The 21722-nt window shown below is 44.4% G+C and carries 18 protein-coding genes; 5 read left to right on the plus strand and 13 right to left on the minus strand.

Going from position 1 to position 21722, the window contains the following annotated elements; all coding sequences use genetic code 11:
• Positions 1–54 precede the first annotated feature (54 nt).
• The 7 genes from BN1546_RS09765 to BN1546_RS09800 form a co-directional block, all read right to left on the minus strand.
• Positions 55–1200, minus strand: a complete 1146-nt coding sequence (locus BN1546_RS09765; protein ID WP_090737308.1) for a hypothetical protein — start codon at positions 1198–1200, stop codon at positions 55–57.
• On the minus strand, positions 1197–1886 hold the full coding sequence (locus tag BN1546_RS09770) for an ABC transporter permease (RefSeq protein WP_090737310.1): 690 nt from the start codon (positions 1884–1886) through the stop codon (positions 1197–1199). The genes BN1546_RS09765 and BN1546_RS09770 overlap by 4 nt, the downstream gene beginning before the upstream one ends.
• 4 nt (positions 1887–1890) lie before the next feature.
• Positions 1891–2769, minus strand: a complete 879-nt coding sequence (locus tag BN1546_RS09775) for an ABC transporter ATP-binding protein (RefSeq protein WP_013368990.1) — start codon at positions 2767–2769, stop codon at positions 1891–1893.
• Complete coding sequence (locus BN1546_RS09780) at positions 2759–3871, minus strand: PapB family radical SAM/SPASM ranthipeptide maturase (protein ID WP_240664163.1); 1113 nt, start codon at positions 3869–3871, stop codon at positions 2759–2761. The genes BN1546_RS09775 and BN1546_RS09780 overlap by 11 nt, the downstream gene beginning before the upstream one ends.
• Positions 3872–4895: 1024 nt before the next feature.
• Positions 4896–5750 carry a carbohydrate ABC transporter permease gene (locus BN1546_RS09790; protein ID WP_013368987.1) on the minus strand — a complete coding sequence of 285 codons (855 nt, stop codon included), beginning with the start codon at positions 5748–5750 and terminating at the stop codon, positions 4896–4898.
• A gap of 18 nt (positions 5751–5768) precedes the next feature.
• Positions 5769–6653 (minus strand): carbohydrate ABC transporter permease, encoded by an 885-nt coding sequence (locus BN1546_RS09795; RefSeq protein ID WP_013368986.1) that lies wholly within the window; start codon positions 6651–6653, stop codon positions 5769–5771.
• Positions 6654–6689: 36 nt separating this feature from the next.
• Complete coding sequence (locus tag BN1546_RS09800; RefSeq protein WP_090737314.1) at positions 6690–7943, minus strand: extracellular solute-binding protein; 1254 nt, start codon at positions 7941–7943, stop codon at positions 6690–6692.
• A gap of 504 nt (positions 7944–8447) precedes the next feature.
• On the opposite strand from BN1546_RS09800, the gene BN1546_RS09805 reads away from it, so the two are divergent.
• The 3 genes from BN1546_RS09805 (at position 8448) to BN1546_RS09815 (ending at position 15247) form a co-directional block, all read left to right on the plus strand.
• The gene (locus BN1546_RS09805; protein WP_080771871.1) at positions 8448–10622 is read left to right on the plus strand and encodes a glycoside hydrolase family 3 N-terminal domain-containing protein; all 2175 of its coding nucleotides are present in this window, start codon (positions 8448–8450) and stop codon (positions 10620–10622) included.
• A 13-nt stretch (positions 10623–10635) separates the two neighbouring features.
• Complete coding sequence (locus tag BN1546_RS09810) at positions 10636–14076, plus strand: GH36-type glycosyl hydrolase domain-containing protein (RefSeq protein WP_090737316.1); 3441 nt, start codon at positions 10636–10638, stop codon at positions 14074–14076.
• A gap of 166 nt (positions 14077–14242) precedes the next feature.
• Positions 14243–15247, plus strand: a complete 1005-nt coding sequence (locus tag BN1546_RS09815; RefSeq protein WP_090737318.1) for a LacI family DNA-binding transcriptional regulator — start codon at positions 14243–14245, stop codon at positions 15245–15247.
• A 94-nt stretch (positions 15248–15341) separates the two neighbouring features.
• Here the strand turns inward: BN1546_RS09815 and BN1546_RS09820 are convergent, their stop codons facing one another.
• From BN1546_RS09820 to BN1546_RS09845, 6 genes are all read right to left on the minus strand, one after another.
• On the minus strand, positions 15342–16019 hold the full coding sequence (locus BN1546_RS09820; protein WP_090737320.1) for a hypothetical protein: 678 nt from the start codon (positions 16017–16019) through the stop codon (positions 15342–15344).
• Between the two features lie 89 nt (positions 16020–16108).
• Positions 16109–17326 (minus strand): stalk domain-containing protein, encoded by a 1218-nt coding sequence (locus BN1546_RS09825; protein WP_058711938.1) that lies wholly within the window; start codon positions 17324–17326, stop codon positions 16109–16111.
• A 351-nt stretch (positions 17327–17677) separates the two neighbouring features.
• The gene (locus tag BN1546_RS09830) at positions 17678–18163 is read right to left on the minus strand and encodes a CcdC protein domain-containing protein (RefSeq protein WP_025674386.1); all 486 of its coding nucleotides are present in this window, start codon (positions 18161–18163) and stop codon (positions 17678–17680) included.
• Between the two features lie 39 nt (positions 18164–18202).
• The gene (locus BN1546_RS09835; protein ID WP_090737321.1) at positions 18203–18970 is read right to left on the minus strand and encodes an ABC transporter permease subunit; all 768 of its coding nucleotides are present in this window, start codon (positions 18968–18970) and stop codon (positions 18203–18205) included.
• Positions 18967–19680, minus strand: a complete 714-nt coding sequence (locus BN1546_RS09840) for an ABC transporter ATP-binding protein (protein WP_025674383.1) — start codon at positions 19678–19680, stop codon at positions 18967–18969. Before BN1546_RS09840 ends, BN1546_RS09835 begins: the two co-directional genes overlap by 4 nt.
• Entirely contained in the window at positions 19677–20090 is a 414-nt protein-coding gene (locus BN1546_RS09845; RefSeq protein WP_013368976.1) for a GntR family transcriptional regulator, read from the minus strand. The genes BN1546_RS09840 and BN1546_RS09845 overlap by 4 nt, the downstream gene beginning before the upstream one ends.
• A 218-nt stretch (positions 20091–20308) precedes the next feature.
• Between BN1546_RS09845 and BN1546_RS09850 the strand changes: the two genes are divergently transcribed.
• A complete protein-coding gene (locus BN1546_RS09850; protein WP_025674381.1) occupies positions 20309–20884 on the plus strand; it encodes a hypothetical protein in 576 nt (191 codons plus the stop codon).
• A gap of 261 nt (positions 20885–21145) precedes the next feature.
• Positions 21146–21691 carry a GNAT family N-acetyltransferase gene (locus BN1546_RS09855; protein WP_025674379.1) on the plus strand — a complete coding sequence of 182 codons (546 nt, stop codon included), beginning with the start codon at positions 21146–21148 and terminating at the stop codon, positions 21689–21691.
• Positions 21692–21722 lie beyond the last annotated feature (31 nt).

Here is a 21722-nt window from a genome sequence, read left to right on the forward strand (position 1 = left end):
TTTCTTTTATATCCACTATTATTGGTTCTTCACGAATTCTCGTTATTTTAGCTCTCAATCTCCCTGAATTGTATAGACATTTCCGGGATTTTTTCTGCGAACTTCCACAATGATATTACTTTTGACGCGCCTAAATGCGTCCACTTGCTCATTGGAGAAGTGAGTTGATTGCGGCAAAATGTAATCAATCCACTTACTCGCCCAATCCATTCCGAAATTAAACTCTAAAAGCTTATTTGAATAAATATTGATTTGAAGTTTATTATAATTTTGAACTATTATTTTCGGCTCGAACGATGACATGGAGTGTATTCGGGTGATTTCCAAGGTATAGCGAACCGGGTGTGTCCCATTTTTCTTAGCCACTTGATACAGCGTTTCGAAAAGGGTGGCAAATTGCCTCGCCTGATACAAACTAATTCCCTTATACTCTACTTGTGTTTGCCCCACAGTTATTTTTTGAAACGACGATGTCTGTACATTCTCATTAAATAGCCTCTCATATCCCCATACGCCCATCAATATACTACAAGCAAGGACTGTACTAATCCAAGGGATTATAGACTTTTTGCCGCCTCCACGCCGACTGGATAACATTGTGCCTAATCCGTAAAATAATAAACTACAGCCTAAGAGTCCAAAAAGATTTCGCCAGTTGACCATATAGGGGTTGAATATATTCACTACAGGAGATATATAACGTAACTTTTCATTAAAAGACCAGGAAACTAAACCTATAGGAAGGTAAAAAGCAATGAGAAAAGTAAAGGCTAACCCATAATGCTTTACTACCTGCCCCAGGAAGAGACCCAACATCGATGAAAAAACACTAGAAAAAAATACAATGATAACCAAATTCCATAGTGAAACATCAGCGAATGATTTCCATAAAAGTCCTACCATCATGAGCAAGAGAGGAAACGAAAGAATTAAAGAAACATAAAGCTGGTAAGCGATTAGACGGTAATTAGGAAAGACAGAAATATATATATACGGTTCTGTATGATTACGATTGTGTATACTCGCAATCTGTAAAGAAAAAAAAGCTACAAATAACAAGTTAACACTATAAGTTATTGCAATACCTTCATTCATTATTAAATTGAATAAAAGAACCACACTAAAGGAAACGAGCAAGGTTACTGCTTGTTCTCTTCGAAATAAAAGCTGTAGCCAGAAACGAACTATAATTCCATTCATCCTTGTACCCTCGCCATCCATAGATGATTACTGACTTTCATCAATACCCATATAAGCAAAAATAGGAATACTCGCCCAAAAGAAAACGACTGTGTGAAGAAATTGGAAATAATCCAATCCGGATTAAACCAGATTGAAATGTAAGGAAAGTTGATAGTAATACTGATTAGAAGGTAAACGAGCATCACAATGTTCACATACAGTTGTTTACGTAAGACCAAGTTCAATATGACGGTAATTTGAACAGAATACCCCATAGTTGCTACACCTGCTGCTGTTAGCTGAAGCAGTATCAAGAATGGAGCCTTACTATGAGTCGTCCATTGAACTACACCAATCATAGCTAAAGCGACAAATTGAAATAAGCAAACCACTCCCCATAATACACAGCTCTTACAATAAAAATATTGGGCTCCTTTAAGTAATTTAGGCATAATAACAGAAGAGATCATTTTTTGCTTCTCACTATCATAAAGAACAGAATACATTAACGGCATTAGTAATATGGTAAAGAACATTTGTCCATGATGCAAAAATATCCATAACTCGTTATTCTTATTCCCTGCTCCTAGATATAAAAATAAAGGAATTAAAAAACAAGAGAACGTTAGTGCTATAAAAAACACTACACTCTTTTTCATAAGCAAAACTTCAAATTGAACTAGGGCTCTGATTACTTGTCCCATTCTGCTAACTCTCCTCCGGATCGGAAATGTACAGATACGCATCCTCAAGATTAGCCGTTTCGGGTGTGACTTCTGTACAACAATCTGGAGGGTAGTTACACAATAATCGAGCCTGAACTCTTCCTTCCTTCCGCACAATGGAAGTGATTCGAGCTTGTTGGCTTAATTGTTCCAATTGACGCTTTCCAACATCAACCAACCACACTTTACCCTCGACAGTTCGAATCATATCGTCTATAGCCCCTTGGTACAGACAACGGCCTTCTTTTAAAACGAGTAGTTTGTCACATGTGCTTGAAACGTCAGGAACAATATGAGTAGATAACAATATAATCCTGTCTTCTCCATAATTTTGAAGCAAGTTTCGAAAAGCAATTCGTTCTTTGGGGTCCAGTCCAACCGTAGGCTCATCAACAATTAACAACTTAGGCTGTCCTAACATAGCTTGAGCAATTCCTAAGCGCTGCTTCATTCCCCCAGACAGCTGTTTTATTTTTTTATCAACTTGATCGATAAGTCCCACCTCAATTAATCGCTGTGATGTCTCCTCTTGAATATGATGTTTACCTTGAATACCTTTTAAAGCCGCAAAATAGTTCATGGATTCCAAAATAGTCACATTTGGAAAAAAATCAAAATACTGAGGCAAGTAACCTAGTAAAGAACGAATAGCATCAGGTTCTTTTTTCAAAGAATGTCCGAATATTTCAACTTCCCCTCGGTCGAATCTAAGTAAAGTGGCAAGAATTTTCATTAAAGTGGTCTTACCCGCTCCATTGTCTCCGAGCAGTCCGAATATACCATTATCAATGTGAAAATGAAGCTCGTTAAGTACTTGGTGAGAACCATATGACTTACTTAAAGCTTGAATATCAATTGTCAAATGAGGCATCCTCCAATAGTTGCTCTCGCTGCCGCTTAGCAGAGAACAGGTTTTTCTTGTCTTCTTTAGTTAATCGTAAATACAATTTCATACAATCCATTATTGCACTACGAGTAAAGTTACAGTATTTATCCACTGGCTCATTAATTGAACCACTAAGCACCATATTTTCTTGAGGACAACCTCCACCACATAGATTCTTAGCCCAACATTCTCCGCATACAGTTCTCTTCTCTAAACGCATCTCACTAAGCATGCCACTCTTCTTTCTTACATCCATCCCTTCCCTTACATTTCCTAAAGAGTAATCCTTTTCATTAACAAATCGTTGACAAGGATAAAGATTACCATGCACATCAACGGCAAGCATATGCGAGACCGCTCCACAAAAATAATCTCGCTTAGAAGAAGAATGAATCATCTTCAAGTATTTTAGAATGTTCGATATTTGACGTGCTTCCCCATATTTTTTGACCTGAAGCAAAGATTCAAAATGAACAACCAATTTGGTGAATTCTTGTGCATACTTCTCAAAGTCATCCTCACTAAGCATCTCGACTGCAGGATACATCGCAACATGGCGGATACCAATCCCCAATAAATGTGTAAGTGTATGTGTTATATCCAATTGTACTGGTGAAATCGTAGCTCTTGCTGTTATGGCACCTTTTTTTCTTAAACTTTCTGTTCTATTTAAAATGATTTCATAGGTACCTTTTCTGTTCTGATAATATCGATTGAAATCGTGCGTCATTTGATCACCATCTAGACTTATCTGAATAGAAACATGATGATCTAATAAGAAATTTTCAATTTCTTTGGGAATCAAGGTGCCGTTCGTTGTCATACTATATGTAACACGTTTATTTGATTTTTCTTGTTTTAGCTTAGTGTAGGCTACAACTTCTTTAATCACTTCAATGTTCAGAAGTGGCTCCCCTCCAAAAAAGCAAATATTCAGTTCTTCTTCCTCGCCAGAATGATTAAACAGATAATCAACTGCTTTTAATGCGGTCTCTGTGTCCATGCGTCCTCGATCATTATATTCTCCGTCTCCTCCATAACAGTAAGAGCATCTTAGATTACACTCTTGAACCAGCATAAGGATTATAGATGATAGACTCACTTGCTCATCATTGCAACTTTTACATTCCTTTTGAACAGACAAATCTTTATTATATATAACCGATGCTTCCTTCAGACTGGCTAATAACCTATCTACCTCTTCTCTACTAGAACGATGCTTAAGTAATTCATATATTTCTTCAATTTCCTTACCTTCGCTATTGCATATATCTACTACGACATCATCAATCTGAAAAAGCCCATTTGTTTTTTATATTGTATAAGTGTAACTTTTCATTTTGTTCTATGATTTTGACGGGATTTTTTTCAAATGGAGCACTAATCACTATTAATCATCCTCTCAAAGTTACAAAATAGGAGGAAGTCCAAGAAGATTAGTTCCCAGACCTCCTAAGTTGACTACCTGTGTTTGAAAGCTCTATCGTTGCGAGTTTTACTTCAATTAATCGAATTTATCGCTATCATTATTAGTACACCAATGACCACTTTCTTTGCTACAAAACCAGTCGGTAGCATCACAACCTACACAACGATCACGTGTATCACAAAAAACACACGTCATAGGAGAAACACTGCCTTCAGCTGCTTGGTTAATAGGATCAAACAATTTGATTCACCTCATTTTTTGTATTTTTTTATTTTTTTTCCAATATAATCATTTTTTTAATTGGCCTCTATACTTTTTTTGAAGTAATTATGTAAAATTTGTTAACATATTATTTTTGAAATATTTTCAAATAAATATAATAAAAGTATAGTTCACTTTGCTGAAAAAAGCCGGTCGTTGTTAATGTAATGCATACCCTAATGATTCTGGAGACCGAAACTTTTATTCACCTTCGTAACACTCAATCTGAATTCTAATTCTTTCATTTTTCCGTTCCCCATATATAAACAAAATCCTGATGCAGCTTCTCTAAGAATGAACATGAGCTGACCAGGAATTTTCGTTTTTTTATACACAAAAAACGGAGGGCTTCTTTTGCCCAAACTAGGAAGTCCTCCGTTTTTGTGTTTTTATCAATTTACGTATTAAGCTATTACTTAATCCCCGAAATCGTATAATTCTCGATAATATACTTTTGGAAAATAATGAAGATAATCATGATCGGAACGACCATGAAGGTCGAGCCCGCCATTTGCAGAGCAAATTGACTTTCGTTCTGTCCCTTGAGCAGTGACAGACCGACGGACAAGGTGTACAGCTTTTCATCGTTCGCAATAATGAGCGGCCATAAGAAGCTGTTCCAGCCGCCGATGAAGGTCAGGATGGCCTGTACCGCGATAATCGGCGTCGAAATGGGTAGCACGATTTGTAAAAAAGTGCGGAACTCACCTGCTCCATCAAGACGGGTCGCCTCCAGCAGTTCTTCTGGGATATCGGACATGAACTGCCGGAAGAGGAAGATCGCAAACGCGCCCACCAATCCAGGAAGGACAATCCCCAGCATAGAGTTGGTCAACCCCATCTGGTTCAGAATCAAATAGACGGGAATCATCGTCACTTGACCTGGAATCATCATGGTTGCCAGCACCAAATAGAACAGGAAGCCCTTGCCCTTAAACTGAAATTTGGCAAAACCATAACCCGCCATGGCGTTAAGGAATAATCCGAAGAAGGAAGCTAGGACAATGATCAGCGTATTCGTCAGATAGGTTCCAAACGCCATGCTATCGAATAGGATTTTAAAATTATCCAGTGTAAAATGCTCCGGCCAGATGGTTGGAGGAATTTTGGTTACCTCGCCCTCTGTCTTAAAGGAGGATAAAATCATCCACGCAAAAGGCAGCACCATCAACAGACCTCCCACAGTCAGGAGAATCGCCACGAACCATTGAAATGTTTTTTCACCACTGCGCGTATTGGCGCGGGCTTGCTGAACAGCTGTTTTCACGTTCATCACCTCTCTCTATCAGGACTCCGCTTTATTTTGCAAACGGAACTGAATCAGCGTTACCGCGATGATCGCAAAGAACAGAATGAACGATCCCGCCGCGGCATACCCGAATTTACTAAATTGGAAGCCGTTATTGTAAATGAACAAGGATGCCGTTAGCGTGCCGTCCAGCGGTTTCCCTTTGGTCATGACAAAAGGTTCCTCGAAAAATTGCAGCCAGCCGATCATCGTTGTGATGGACACGAAGAAAATAGCGTAACGAAGCTGCGGAAGCGTAATATAACGAATTTGCTGCCATGTATTGGCCCCGTCAAGCTGTGCCGCTTCATAATAAGAGCCCGGAATCCCTTTAATAGCCGCAATAAAAATAATCATGTTTAAGCCGATGCCCCGCCAAACCGCTAACACAATCAGCGAAATTTTCGCTACTGTTGGATCGGTCAGCCATGGGACGGGACCTAAATTCATCAGACCAAGTACGTAGTTGAATAATCCAAGCGTCGGATTATACAGATAGCTCCAAACGACTGCGACCGCAACTACATTCGTTACGGACGGCAGATAGAACACGACGCGGAATATTTTGAAAGCACGTGATTTACCCATGTTAATCAGGATCGCGATGCTGAGCGAAAATATCAGCACCAACGGAACACCAATGATGACAAAGAACAACGTATTACCAATGGACTTCAAAAAGGAAGGGTCCAAAAGCACGTTCGTGTAATTTTCCAATCCTATAAAGCGAATACTTTCATAATTAACGAGTCCGGACAGATCCATATCCGTGAAGCTGATCACGAGCGCCAGTAGTATCGGCAACAACGAAAACAGCGTTAACAGGATGATGGAGGGACCGATAAACAAGTATGGCGCAAGCTTCTGCGAGCTTCCTTTCATGCCTTCACTCCCTTTGACAATGACGGATATGGATCATTATTTTTTCATTATACTTGCAGCCTGCTGATTAAAGTCATCCATTTCCTTCTGTACATCGGCATGACCGCGGTAAATACGTTCGAAGCTCTTGATGAATTGTTGAGAAACCTCTTCCCATGCGGCCAGTTGCGGCAATGCTGCGGAATGATCCAACTGTTTGCGAATCGTCCGAAGCATCGGATCACTCTTCAGTTTGGCATCTTCCCACGATTTAGTAGTCGCAGGCAAGTTACTGGACAGATCCATCCATTTCAGCTGTGTTTCTGGTTTGCTCATGTAAGCCAGGAATTTGGCCGACTCCTCTGGGTGCTTGCTGAATTTCATAATTGAAAGGTTGGCTCCACCCAAAACGGACAGGTTGTTTACTTTGCCAGGAAGCTCCGCTATATTCCACTTACCTTCCAATTCTGGTGCCTTGCTCTTGATTTCTTTAATCATGAAAGGACCGCTGATAAACATTGGAACAATACCCTCGCCTTGCAAACCTTGAACGGAATCAATTCCAATATCCACTGCGTTAGAGCCATTTTGGAAAAAGGTATTTACATACTTCACAGCATCTACAAACGGTGCTTGGTTAAATAGCGGATTGCCCTGCTCGTCAACCAGCTTGGAACCGTTCTGGAGAGCAAACATAAAGCCCATGGACTGCTCCTTTGCACTAAAGGAGATACCATATTTGCCTTTACCCCGAGCCGCTAGCTTTTGAGCAGCATCGGACAGTTCCTCCCACGTTTTAGGTGCTACATTATATCCAACCTGTTTCAGTAGGTCCGAACGATAGAATAAAACTCGCGTTTCAGTGTACCAAGGTACGGCGACCGGTTTACCTTCAAATTGAGCCGTACTCACAGCGCCCTTGAAGAAATTTCTCGCTTCAAGCTCAGGGTATTTGCTGATGTAAGGCGTGATATCTGTTAATGCACCCGCAGATGCTAATTCCGGCACCCATGACGTACCTAACTGAACAACATCCGGACCGGATTTTGAAGCAACCGCTGTGAGCAATTTGTCATGAGCGTTATCCCAAGGCAACGCCTGTACATCAACGTGAATATCTGGATTTTCTTTCTCAAAATCTTTTACGATCTCAGGCAGCAGCTTTCCTTCCGCTCCCATGCCCCACATGGTGATGGTCGTCTTACCATTTGCATCTTTGCCTGACGAATCATCCTTGGATGAACAGCCTGCCAACGCCCCCCCCAGTAATAAGGTGCTTGCCAAAATGATCCCCAATGTTCTTTTCATCATACGAATTCCTCCCGAGATGATCTGTTTACCGATCATGCAATATAATAACGGATTCAAGTACATGAGTTTTGCAAAATTCTGATACATGCAAATACATAGCAGTTAAAGCATACCGTTATAACAATTATGTTTAAAGCCTAAGGACCATACTCATCAATAGAAACGTTTCGATAGTCATTATAGAACAAATTGAAACCGTATTCAATAGGGATATTATTTTTTATTTACTTAGAATCGCATCTTTTTTTCATTTATTTTATCTTTATTACGCTACTTATCCTATAAAAAGACCTCCGTTTTGCATTTGACTCTCTATTTGAAAGCGTATATAATCCAACTGAGTTCAACAATAGAAACGTTTCGATTAATAATACAACAGAATATTATGCTTCTATACTAGCTATTAGCCTGTTCAGCACTTTTTTGAATCAACTTATCCAAAAAATCTCATGAATCTGAAAAAGAGAGCTGTTCTACCAACCATACAGCTTATGGAGGATTATGATGGAACAACACCTGAATTCCTATTTACAAAACATGACGCTTGAAGAAAAAGTTGACCAACTGCTACAGCTTGTGGGTGGCTTTTTTGAAGAAGCGGGTACAGAGGGCCAAATTACTGGTCCTATGGCTTCTCTCGGCATTACCGAGCAAACGGTTCACAATGTTGGTTCCGTGCTCGGCCTTGCAGGAGCTCAGGAAGCGATTCGTGTTCAGCAGGCTCATTTGAGTAAAAATCGTCTGGGTATTCCGCTTTTAATTATGGCAGATATTGTACACGGCTTCAAAACGATTTTCCCGATCCCGCTGGCTATTGGTTGCTCATGGGATATGGAACTTGCAGAAGAGAGCGCTACTATCGCTGCCCGGGAAGCAGCCGTATCTGGTGTTCACGTCACATTCGCTCCTATGGTCGATCTGGTACGTGACCCCCGCTGGGGTCGTGTAATGGAATCCACTGGGGAAGACCCTTATCTCAACAGTCAATTTGCCCGTGCGTTTGTGCGCGGATTTCAGGGTAAAGATCTGACGAATGATACCGAGCGGGTAGCCGCATGCGTGAAGCACTTTGCTGCATATGGAGCCGGTGAAGGCGGACGAGATTACAATACCGTAGATGTATCCGCATGGCAGCTGCGAGAGTATTATCTCCCCTCCTACAAAGCTGCTTTAGATGAAGGCTGCGAAATGGTGATGACGTCCTTCAATACCGTAGAAGGCGTAGCGGCAACGGGCAATAAGCGCCTGATGCGTGATCTGCTTCGTGATGAATGGGGATTTGACGGTGTACTCATTTCGGATTGGGCCGCGATCAAAGAGCTTATTCCTCATGGCATCGCCGAAGATGAGCGGGAGGCAGCAAAGAAAGCATTGCTGGCAGGCGTAGATATTGAAATGATGACCTCCTGCTATAATGGACACCTGCCTGAGCTGATTCGCAGCGGACAGCTGGATGAAGCCCTCGTTGATGAAGCAGTGATGCGTATATTGAAGCTCAAGCAAAAGCTGGGCTTGTTCGAGAATCCGCTACGCGGCGCAGACCCTGAGCGTGAACGTGAAGTTGTGTTCTGCGAAGCCCATCGTGCGGTTGCCAAAGAACTAGCCATTAAATCATGCGTGCTGCTCAAAAATGATTCCGTGCTTCCATTGAATCGCAATCAACGTATTGCATTGATCGGACCTTTTGCAGAGAGCGGCGATATTTTGGGTTCTTGGTCGTGGAGCGGTTCACAAGAGGAAGCCATTCGTGTTGTCGACGGGTTTCATTCGAAAATATCCTCCTCGCTGCTCACCGTAGCGGCAGGATGCTCTGTAGACGACATAACAGAGGAGCAATATACAGAAGCTCTGCATGCTGCCAGTCAAGCAGAGGTCATCGTATTAGCGCTTGGTGAGCGCTCGGATATGAGTGGTGAAGCAGGCAGCCGTTCGAATATTCGCCTGCCACAGGCCCAATTGGAATTGGTGAAGCGCCTGAAGACACTGAATAAACCAATGGTAGCCGTACTGTTTAATGGTCGTCCATTGGATCTGCACGGTGTCATCGAAGAAGCAGACGCTGTACTGGAAGCCTGGTTCCCTGGTGGCGAAGGCGGCGCAGCAATTGCCGATTTGTTATACGGTGATGCCCAACCTACGGGTCGTCTGACGATGTCCTTCCCGCAATCGGTCGGGCAGGTGCCTGTGTATTACAATCATTTTAATACAGGACGTCCACAGTTAGATCCGAACACGACAGAACGCTATGTGTCCCAGTATCTAGATATACCGAACGAACCTTTATTCCCGTTCGGCTATGGCCTGAGCTACACCGATGTAGCCTATGACAGCTTACAGCTTTCCGGCGATACCCTTATTCCCGGTCAAGAACTGACCGTTAGAGTACAAGTAACGAACACAGGAACACGTCCAGTCGAGGAAACGGTTCAGTTCTATGTCCGTGATATCAGCGGTGATACGGTTCGTCCGATGAAAGAACTGAAAGATTTCTGCAAAGTCCTGCTTGCCCCAGGCGAAAGCCAGGAAGTGGAATTTACAGTGACCGAGCCTCAGCTGCGCTATCATCATGCAGATTTGAGCTTCGACAGTGACAGCGGTGAATTTGCCGTCTTTACAGGACCTAACAGCCGAGATACTACAGAAGGCCGTTTTCGGTTAGTAAAAGAAACAGGAAAGTGAGGCGTTCCCTTTGATGAATACAAGTCTAGATCAAAATATTTTGCTGCGAGCCGGAGACCTGTCTTTTACCTTCTTAAGCAGCGGTGATGTGTACAAGATCGCTCACGGCTCAACGATGATCAACCAGCTGTTGACCAATTCAGTCGATGGTTCCTTGAATAATCTGTACCTGAGACTGTATCGTCCTTCTGGCGTAAGCATCACTCCACTGCTTGGAGTTCGTTCGCCCGGCGTAATCAGACAAACGGATCAGCAGATTATTTGGGAAGGCTTCACCGCCGGTGTAGGCTATCAGGTGACCTTCACACTAAGCCGCCTGGGAGTATGGTTCTGGGATGTAACCCTACAGGGCGATGACGTTGAAGCAGATATTGTGTACGGTCAGGATATCGGTATTGCCGATACCGCTGCTGTGCGCAGTAATGAAGCTTATTTGTCTCAATATATTGACCATACTGTCTATCATGATGAACAAAGAGGCTATACCGTTTGCTCACGTCAGAATCAGCCGCAAAGCCAGGCATTCCCTTACATTCAACAAGGCTCGTTAACCCGTACTGTCGGATACTCGACTGACGGATTTCAGTTCTTTGGACTTTCTTACAAGGAAACGAATGAGCCGGAAGCACTGCGCCGCGACTCGCTCGCCAATGAAGTGTATCAATACGAATTCGCTTATACAGCGCTGCAATCTGAGCGGGTAAAACTCGCCGGGGAAGCACGCTTTACGTTTTACGGTCTGTTCCAGCCGAGCCATCCGGCTGCAGTGACGAAGCTGGAGTATCAGGACCTGGTAACCAAAGCACGCGATGAAGTAGTTGGCGTTCTAGCGGACGCTTCCGCGACCATCATACCAGCGCGCATCGCAAGTGACTTCCAGGCAGAACGTGTAGCTACAGGGCAAACCATCGGTGAACCGCTGCGCACGCTGGACTTGACCGATGCCGAAGTGGATCAGCTTTTCCCGAAACGCCAGGAAGAAGAACGGGATGGCGATGAACTACTTTCCTTTTTTACGGATAGCTATGAGCATGTTGTACTCAAATCCAAAGAGCTTCGTGTAGAGCGTCCTCACGGGCACATTTTAATGGGTGGGCATTACTCTGGAGGTAAGGAAGAAACCATTACAACCACCTCCTATATGTACGGGGTATTCAATTCCCAACTCGTGATCGGTAATACCAATTTCAACAAAATGATCACCAACGTGCGTAATGCGCTCAACATTCCCAAGACATCCGGTCAACGTATCTACGTCGGAATTCAAGGAAAATACCGCCTGCTCACCATGCCTTCCCTGTTCGAGATTGGCTTTAATTATGTGCGCTGGTATTACAAAACGGCTGACGATACATTCATTATTACAAACCATACGAATGCCGATCGCCCAGAAGTGCGGCTTCACATGCGCTCGGCAAGCGGTAAAGCCTACCCATTCCTGATCACTCAGCAAATGTCTATGCATGTGAACGAATACGAGCTTCCGTTTCATATGGAACGCGAAGGTGACGAGCTGCTCTTTAGAGCTGATTCCGCTTCCCTAAGCGCCGAGGCTTACCCGGATCTTTTGTACCGAATGCACATAGCAGGCGCTTCGTTACAGCAAGTGAGCGATGCTCAAGCGATGCTACAGGGTGGAGCCTCTCCTGATGCATCGCTGGTCGTTTTGGAACTGGACGACAGCAGCGAATGGACCTGCACTGTACAGGGCTGGCTGCATGGCCGCTCGACCGGAAAGGACCGAGCACACAAGGAGCTTCACGTCTCCTTTGAAGGTGAGCGCGAGCGCTACCGGGAATATTTTGCCGAGCTTATGAATGGCTTCCATCTGACGCTTGGCCAACAGGAAACCAGCGAGCTATTCCGTGTGAACGCAGTGGCTTGGTGGTACACCCACAATATGCTCGTCCACTATTCTGTGCCTCACGGTCTGGAGCAATACGGCGGAGCAGCCTGGGGAACACGCGATGTATGTCAGGGGCCTGTGGAATATTTTTCGGCGGTGCAAAAGTTTGATGAGGTTCGTTCCATTTTGCTAACTGTATTCAGCCATCAGTATGAAGACAGCGGAAACTGGCCGCAATGGTTTATGTTTGACAACTATACTCACGTGCAGCAAGAAGAAAGCCATGGGGATATTATCGTTTGGCCACTCAAGGTACTGGGCGATTATTTGACCGCTACCCGTGATTACAGTATTCTGGGAGAAAATGTGCCTTACACTCATCGGCATACTTTCGATTATACCAAGCAGACTGCGACCCTCATGGAACATGCTATGAAGGAAATCGAATATATTCGGGAAAATTTCCTGCATGACACGTACTTATCGGCTTATGGCGATGGCGATTGGGACGACACGCTCCAGCCAGCCAATGCGCAGCTGAAGCAATACATGGCGAGCAGCTGGACGGTTGCCCTCACCTACCAAGTGGTTCGTAATTTTGCTGCTGCGTTGGAGCAAGCACCTGCAGATGTAGTAAGCGAAGCTGATAAGATCGCACAAGATCTACATCAGATGGCGAACGGCATCCGTAAAGACTTCAATCGCTACATGCTGGAGAGTGGAATTATTCCAGGCTTCGTATATATGGAAGAGCCCGGTCAACCCAAGCTGATGCTCCATCCGTCCGACACCGAGACGGGAATCCACTACCGCTTGCTGCCGATGACACGCAGCATGATTAGCCAATTACTCACGCCTGAGCAAGCATTGGCTCATGAGCAGCTCATCCGCGACCACTTCCTCTGCCCGGATGGTGTGCGTCTGATGAACCGCCCTGCACAATATGACGGCGGTGTGAGTTCGCACTTCAAGCGTGCAGAGCAAGCGGCCAACTTTGGACGTGAGGTCGGGCTGCAATATGTGCATGCCCATATCCGCTTTGTGGAAGCTATGGCCAAATTAGGACGCAAGGATGACGCTTGGCATAGCCTGAAGCTCATCAATCCGGTCGGCATCCGTGCGACCGTACCGAATGCCGAATGGCGCCAAAGCAACGCGTATTTCAGCAGCTCGGACGGTAAATTTAACACCCGCTATGAAGCACAGGAACGTTTTGGTGAACTGCGGGAAGGAGCCGTGCCCGTCAAGGGTGGCTGGAGAATCTATTCCAGCGGTCCGGGAATCTACATGAATCAGCTCATATCGAATGTCCTTGGTATTCGTCAGTCAGGCGAGGACCTGATCCTGGACCCTGTGCTGCCAGACGATCTCGACGGATTGGAATTTAAATTTTCCTTTGCAGGAAAGCCAATCACCTTCGTCTACCGCATGCTGCAAGAGCATACGAGCGGTGAGCAAGGCCGTACAGTATTGAACGGTGCCCCTCTGGAAAGCGAGCCAGCCGATGATAATCGCTACCGTTCCGGTGCCTTGCGCATCAAACGCAAAACTTTCGAGCAAGCGTTAGCAGAACATGATGGTGTACACCGCCTGGAGATTATTTTATAAAATCGAATGATGCATAAGCAAAATCAGGTATAGGCAACAAAGTGATGGCGATCTTGCGGGATCGCCCTTTGCTGCTTGCATGTAGAACTACGACATTTGGAATAGATATGTGGTTAATAATGAATATACAATAGCAGATATAAGACGGACACAAGGAGGTGACGCTGTGGTCAGCATTAAAGATATCGCCAAACAGGCGGGCGTTTCCATATCTACCGTTTCATATGCTTTGAACGGTAGCGATAAGGTAACAGAAGAGACTTGCGCACGTATTTTGGCCATTGCCAAAGAGCTTAACTATGTGCCAAATGCCGCCGCACGGAATCTCAAAAAAAGGCAAACCAAAATTATTGGCGTATTCCTGACTGATTTTCGCGGAGATGTTTATGGAGATTTGCTGTACGGCATCAAGGAAATTTTGAACCGCAAGGGCTATGACCTCATTGTATGCAGCGGAAAGCAATCACATCGAATGCTGCCAGAACGCATGATTGACGGAGCTATTGTACTGGATCAGACGTTTGATAGTCAGGAGCTGCTGAACTACGCCGAGCGGGGACATAAAATTGTCGTATTGGACCGTGAACTGAATCATCCTAACATTAACCAGGTGCTGCTGGATAACAAAGCAGGTGCCGCGCTTGCAATAGAACATCTATTGGAATTGGGACACCGCAAGTTATATGTTGTGACCGGACCAGAAGGTTCTTATGATTCCTGGCAGCGGATGCAGGCGGTCAAGCAGACCATTGAGCGTAGCGGCGTCGCCGAGATGATTGAAATAGGCGGCAATTTCGAGAAATCGGGCGGCGAGCAGGCGGCTGAAATCATTTTACAGCAGCAAGCTGACCCGGATTCGAAGCCTGTAGCCGTATTTTGTCTCAATGATGAAATGGCCGTAGGCTTTTACAATCGAATGGCTCAGTCAGAGCTTACCATTGGCAAGGATGTTCATATCGTCGGCTTTGATAATATCGAGCTGGCGCAATATATTCAGCCCCGGCTGACAACGATTGACTATTCCAAACGAAAATGGGGCGCTGTAGCCGCCGAACAGGTTCTCAAAATCATTGCCGGGGAAGACGTGGAGCATGAGCGGTTGTACGTTACGCTTGTTCAAAGAGAATCGGCAGGCGCAACATTCATCACCCAAGACCAACAGAATCTCTAATGAACAGCAAAAGAGGTGCCCCACCCGCCAACCTCCAAAAAAAGAACTTCCACTGTCCCAAAAATGGGTTGGAAGTTCTTTTAGCTATACTTATTTAACCTAACAAAACCTTAATTAAATTCGCCAACGACCGTAAGGGATTGGCAATCGTCCGCCCCGTCTCCAGCTCTACTTGCAATGCAGCATCAACCATGGATAACTGTGCGACAGCCAGCTCTCTGCTTGGATCAGCATTCCTCAGACCATGCAATGAGCGAACCAGCAATTCCTCATACTCATCTTTACGTCCCTGCATAATCAGTTCAAAAGCGCTCTCCACCACCTTGACCTCTATCAGTGAAGAGAGTTCCGGCTTGCCTAATAGAGTGGCCGTATGATAAAGACGCTTCATCGTGCCCTCTACAGTAGCTGGATTCGTGAATACCAAGGTTCGTGGCAGCAAATCATCGCACATCTCATGAAAAAAGGGTTCATCCAGTGCGACTATTGGTGTAGACACGGCCCCTTGAGCCTTCTCCGCCAAAGCAATATAATTCGTGCACGTTATCAAAATAACGTCTAGATCGCTTTGAGACATCCAACTCAGTTGCTCTTCTACCTTGCGACTGGCATCATCCGCAGAAAAGTGCCGGTCCGATGAGACCCGGCGCATAAGTCCCGGTTCCACAAAATGTACCAGTTCCACCTCATAAGAAGCAAAAGCCCGTTCCACATAAGCTATATTCGAGTGATGCGCATGCAGGCAACCCACACGTTCCTTCAAACCTTCCATCGTCATCCCCCTGATCTATGTTTGCATCATTTTAACAAAAACAGGACGGTCTGGAAAGTGCCAATCAGATCGCACTATATGTGCATTTTTTAAAATTTACCGTTCGTATTTTTCCACTCTGTTTTAGCTGGAATCTCCTGAACTACATCCCAATGCTCGGCTATTTTGCCGTTCTCCACACGAAACAGATCATAGACAGCAGCTGAAGTCCCCTTAGGAGATTTCAATTCACTTACAACCAGCACGAAGTTGCCTTCTCCAAGAACCATATGCACCTGATCATATCCAATAGAAGCTCCCTGACCTGCTGCCGATAATGCTTGCTTCAGACTGGATACACCATCACCAAAAAGAGGATTATGCTGAATATACTGATCCCCATTATAATAGCTTTCCAATGCTGCACGATTTTTGCCAACCAGCACATCATCTACAAACTTGCGGATCAGCGTTTTGTTCGTCTCGGTTTGGTTGAGATCCGTAATTTGTGTTGTTCCGTCAATCATGGTATGTCCACTTGGATTGGTTGGAGCTGAGTCCTGCATGTTGTCCCAATGCTCAACAATTTTACCATTGCTATCGAAGCGGAAAATATCAAAACCAATACTCGTTTTCCCTGCAATGGACTTTTTATAATGTACTGCTACATCATTGCCGTCCTGAATAACCCGCTGGACCTCAACCAGTACGTTAGCTCCCTTCGATTGGCTAATCCCTTGCAAAAAGGCATCTCTCCCGCTAGCAAAGCTCGGATTATGCTGAATGTACTGATCTTTGCTGATCCAAGCCTCAGCTGCTTTCGTATTACCCGTTTCAAAGCTTTTCAGAATCTCTACAACCTTATCCTTATTACTCACCCCGATTTGCAAGGTTTGGCTGGCCGGATCCCAAATCACTTGCTTGCCCCACGCTTCTTTGACGACATCGACCGGCACATAGGTTACCCCTTGCTTGGTCAAGATGGTCGAGGTGGACAGTGGTACCTTAATCCCGTTGATTTGTGCTTCCGGACTGCCGGATACTAGTACAACCGTCGCTTGATCATAACGAATCGTCGTACTTTGACGCGCCGTATTGAATGTAATATGCTTGGCGTCCAGTGGAATTCCTAAACTGGTGGCCAACTGTCTCAGGGGGATCAACACCTGCTTGTTTCTCACGATAGGCGCAATTTTGTAAGCCTCCTTCTTGCCATCTACCCAAACCTGAATACCCGTGGCAGGTTTTACGTCGGCTGCTAAAGCCGGTACAGCAGAAGACAGAACAAGCAAGCCAGCAAGTGCAGCAGTAACCGTATGTTTTTTCATGAATGTAAGCCCCTCTCAACCTGTAAAATAGAGTATGAAAATTTTATGTAACCAATATAGTTGTAGTTAACCGCGGAAGTATAAACATTCCCCCCTATCTAACTTTAAACCCCATTTAAATCATTTGAAACCTTAGTAACCCTCCTTTGAATTTTTATACTTATGACTGTTGCCACACAAATCACAAACCTTAGAATAAAGGATATGGAAAGCAATAACAATGTATGATACTCTCCATAATTTTATTATGAATAACATGCACTAATAAAGTTAGCTCAAAAAAACGGCTCCTATCACCAAGCGAATAGACGCTTTTTGAATAGAAAGCCGCTGTTAACCTCATTAATATTGTTATACGGACAACGTTCTCCGGAACTTGATAAAGCTCCCAATTCGCCAGATTGAGATATACACCAGCGCCATCGTAATGGCCAGCATGCTAATTTCGGTCGTACCCAGACTACTGAGGTATTGGGTCAGAACAACGCGAATCAAAATAATAGCGATAATAATATATTTAAAATATTGGTTCGGCTTGGGATAGATGAGACCGTCATCCCGTCTTTCATAGGCCGTATGCAGCAAGATAACGTAGCCAAACAGAGCCCCTAATAACCCAGCAACCAACAGTTCCCAAAAGGCGGGGAGCGCGTACGTTTGACCAGGAATATGCATCAATTGATATACCGATATCATCATAGCTGGGAAAGCAATAAACATGGGAAGCAAAATCCGGAATCCATTTCCTTTTACCGGGCCCCTTCGTCTCTTGGTTCTCAACCAGATCATTAGCCCCACCAGAACAGCCATCAACGCATAAATAAAGATTGTCGTCATGGTGAAATTCCTTTCTAATATATAGTCATTTATCCAAAGTTAAATCGACAGCTTTTTCTCCAACAAATAAGCGTTCAAGCGGATCAATGCATATGCAGCAACCCAACTAATCAACACCGCAACCGGGAAATTCCAGGTAAAAGGAAACCAATGTCCGTTTTGGACACGATCAAACTGCTCATAAATCCGCTGATCGCCTGACCAATAAAAGATACTCCCTCCACCCATCAAAAGAATCCACAGAATCGGGCTAAGTGGCCGCAAAGTGCTGTATTTGGTACTAGCCGTCAGCAGACCCACCGCAATAACCAACGGAGTAAAACCAATAATCATCACAAACCAGTTCAAGCCGGCTATCATAAAAGACGCTGCATCCGCAAACGTATAAGCCTGTATGGTCGATGAGATAAACAGCGCGTATAGAGAACCTACCACAAACAGGATCAATATCACGACAATGGTTTGTAAAATAGCAGCAATCCATTTGGCGCTAATCAACCACATACGCGGATAAGGAAGGGTCAGCCACCAGCCGTAGGTATCATTTTCCCATTCTCTTCTGAGTGTTCCCACACCCATAAAAACGATCATGTACGGCAGGCCCAGGGTGACATACCACAGCCTTGTCAATTCGAGTTGGTTGTGAAGCGCAAAATACAAGGAAATCGTGAACGCCGCAATTAGAAAAAATGAGAAATATACAAGCCTCCATGATCTGGGCAGTCGATTACGGCTTTGCTTTCTCCAACTTCCTTTATTCCGAAATTCATGGCGTATTAAATCTTTGAACAGCCCGGATGAATTCACGCCTTCCACTCCCTTTTGTACAAATTGCGGAACACCTGATTCAGCGAGCCATGCTCTGCACGCAGATCATCCGATTCACCAGACCATATCACTCGCCCGCGGTCCATCATGACCGTGTAATCAAACAAGCCTTCCACTTCCTGAATATCATGTGTGCTAATGAGTATGGATTGTTGCCGATCCTCCAAATAATCAATAATCCCAGCTACGATCGCTTCTCTAGAGAGAACATCTATGCCTACAAAAGGTTCATCCAGGATCATAAGCGGTACTTCTCGTGCCAGGCACAGAATCAGCAGCACACGTGCCTCCTGTCCGCGACTCAACCCGGCCATCTTTAGCTCCAATTCCACATCCATATGGTCAGCAAGTTTATAGGCATCCTTTATATTGAAGCCAGGCAAAAAGGACTTCCCCCATTCCAGCGTCTGCTGAACTGTATGATTGGGATACCAGCGTGCCCGGTCAGGAAGATAGGATATATTCCGGTTGGTTTCCCAGCCTGGCTGTTGGCCCAGCACCTGAAGCTCGCCCCCATCCGGCTGAATCAACCCCGTGATGGCTCGAAAGAAGCTGGACTTCCCGCAGCCATTGGGCCCAAGCACACCTACAATACGTCCTGTCGGAATGACGACATCCAGTTGGTCTAATGCTTTTTTATTTCCATATTGCTTTATCAGCTTCTTTGCGGTTACCACAGACTCTGTCATGCCTTTTCGCCTCCTTCCTCGTGATCTCCGTCCTGTCGGTTTCTTATATATTGCTGTACATCTTCCCAGGATAATCCCAGGCTGCTCATCTGTCCGAGAAACTGATCTATATACGTCATAGCCAGTTGTTCCCGAAAGCTGGCAATCCGCTCACTGGACGAAGTTACATACGTACCCAGGCCACGCCGCTTCTCAGTCAATCCGTCCCGCTCCAACTCCTGATACGCCCGCATCACGGTATTCGGATTCATACGCAATTCCTGCGCCAGATCACGAACAGATGGCATTTTGCTTCCCATTTCGATCTCCCCTTTAGCAATGGAGCTTCGTACTTGATTTAATATTTGTTCATATAATGGCTGGCTAAAGTCAATTAAAAATCGGAACGAGCCAACCCGTTGTTCTTCCATGGGTGTTTTCCCCCTAATTCAGCTGTATCTATCGTGCCTGTAGTGTATTATATCACTTAATACACTTAATACAAGTGCAATTCGTTAAAATGTTAGTTAGTCCTGCCATCCAAATTTCATTCAGTAAATGCTCAGCTTGCGCTCAGATAGCATTCAAGTTAATCCCTTATGATGTATCACGTACCAAACAAACCATAACCGAAAGGTGGAAAATGAAGATGAAGAGCACCAAGAAAGCAATTTTGGCCGGAACGTTGGCGTTGGCATTTTTAGGAGGCGGAGCGCTGTACTCCACAGGCGCAGCCCATGCTGCTTCAACTACACCTGATAAGGCTTCCACTGCAAACAAAGCACAGGCACCTAAGGGAAACCCCGGCGATGCTAACGGTCCACAAATCGCAGGAGGAAACTATGCTGAGAACAAGGCTCTCCTGAAACTATTAAAATTGTCCTCCAGTCAGTTGGATACACAGCTGAAAGCCGGTAAATCCCTTGCTACGATCGCCACAGCACAAGGCGTGAGCGTAAACTCCGTGATTGATGTGATGGTTTCGGATATGAAGTCAAAACTCGCTACGGAAAAACAAAACGGCAAGATTACCACAAGCGAATATAATCAACGTGTTTCCAACCTGAAGCAAATGATTACCGATATGGTGAATGGCATTAAGCCCTCTAAGCCACCAGTGGACGGGGCTAAAGGAGAAACAGGTAAAGCTCCTACTAAAACAGATGCGGCGGCCAAGGCTCCCGCCAAAACAAATACAGCTAAAGCCTCTGCTAAGCAAAAATAGCTACAGCTTCTGTTTTCCAAAAGCTGTAGCTCGATAAGTCATATTCGTAAAAACCATTTGTTAATCTGATACAGCCACTCCATAATAATAAAATCTCCATCCGGCTTCCCTGTACGGATCGAGAATGAATAAGCCTGTCCTCTACTGCGATACAACAGAAGAGGACAGGCTTATTTTTCATGCATTACATACAATATGTGGTAAACTAACATAAACCAGAGATCACATTTTTTATCCTGATTCAGGTAAAGGGAGTATGTAATGAAAATAAATAAACAGGAATTTAATGTACAAGGAGTAAGCTATACCATCAGATCGGCTATGATTCAGGATGCGATGAACTTGTCGGAAATCCGCGTGCTAATTGATGGAGAGACTGAAAATTTAGACAGAGAGAAGGGAGAAGCATTCATAAGTACATCCGGTTTTGAACAGCTTATTAAAGCCGATACAGAGCATGCCAAAAATCTATTTTTAGTTGCGGTCGTTCATGATAAAGTCGTTGGATTTTCAAGATGTGAAGGTCATCTTCTGCGTCGATTCGCTCATAAAGTTGAATTCGGTGTGTGTGTACTAAAGGATTTCTGGGGTTATGGAATCGGTACGAATCTTTTGAAAAAATCTATTTCCTGGGCAGACTCCAACGGTATCCAGAAAATGACTCTACAAGTTTTGGAAACCAATAATAAAGCTATTGAGCTTTATAAAAAGCATGGGTTTGAAATCGAAGGGTTATTAAAAAACGACAAGATTCTCTCAGATGGTCAATACTACAACACCATAATCATGGGAAGATTTCATAACTAAAAAAGATCCTGTTCCACAGGATCTTTCATCA

Source organism: Paenibacillus sp. Mc5Re-14 (assembly GCF_001049835.1).
GTDB lineage: Bacteria > Bacillota > Bacilli > Paenibacillales > Paenibacillaceae > Paenibacillus > Paenibacillus polymyxa_C.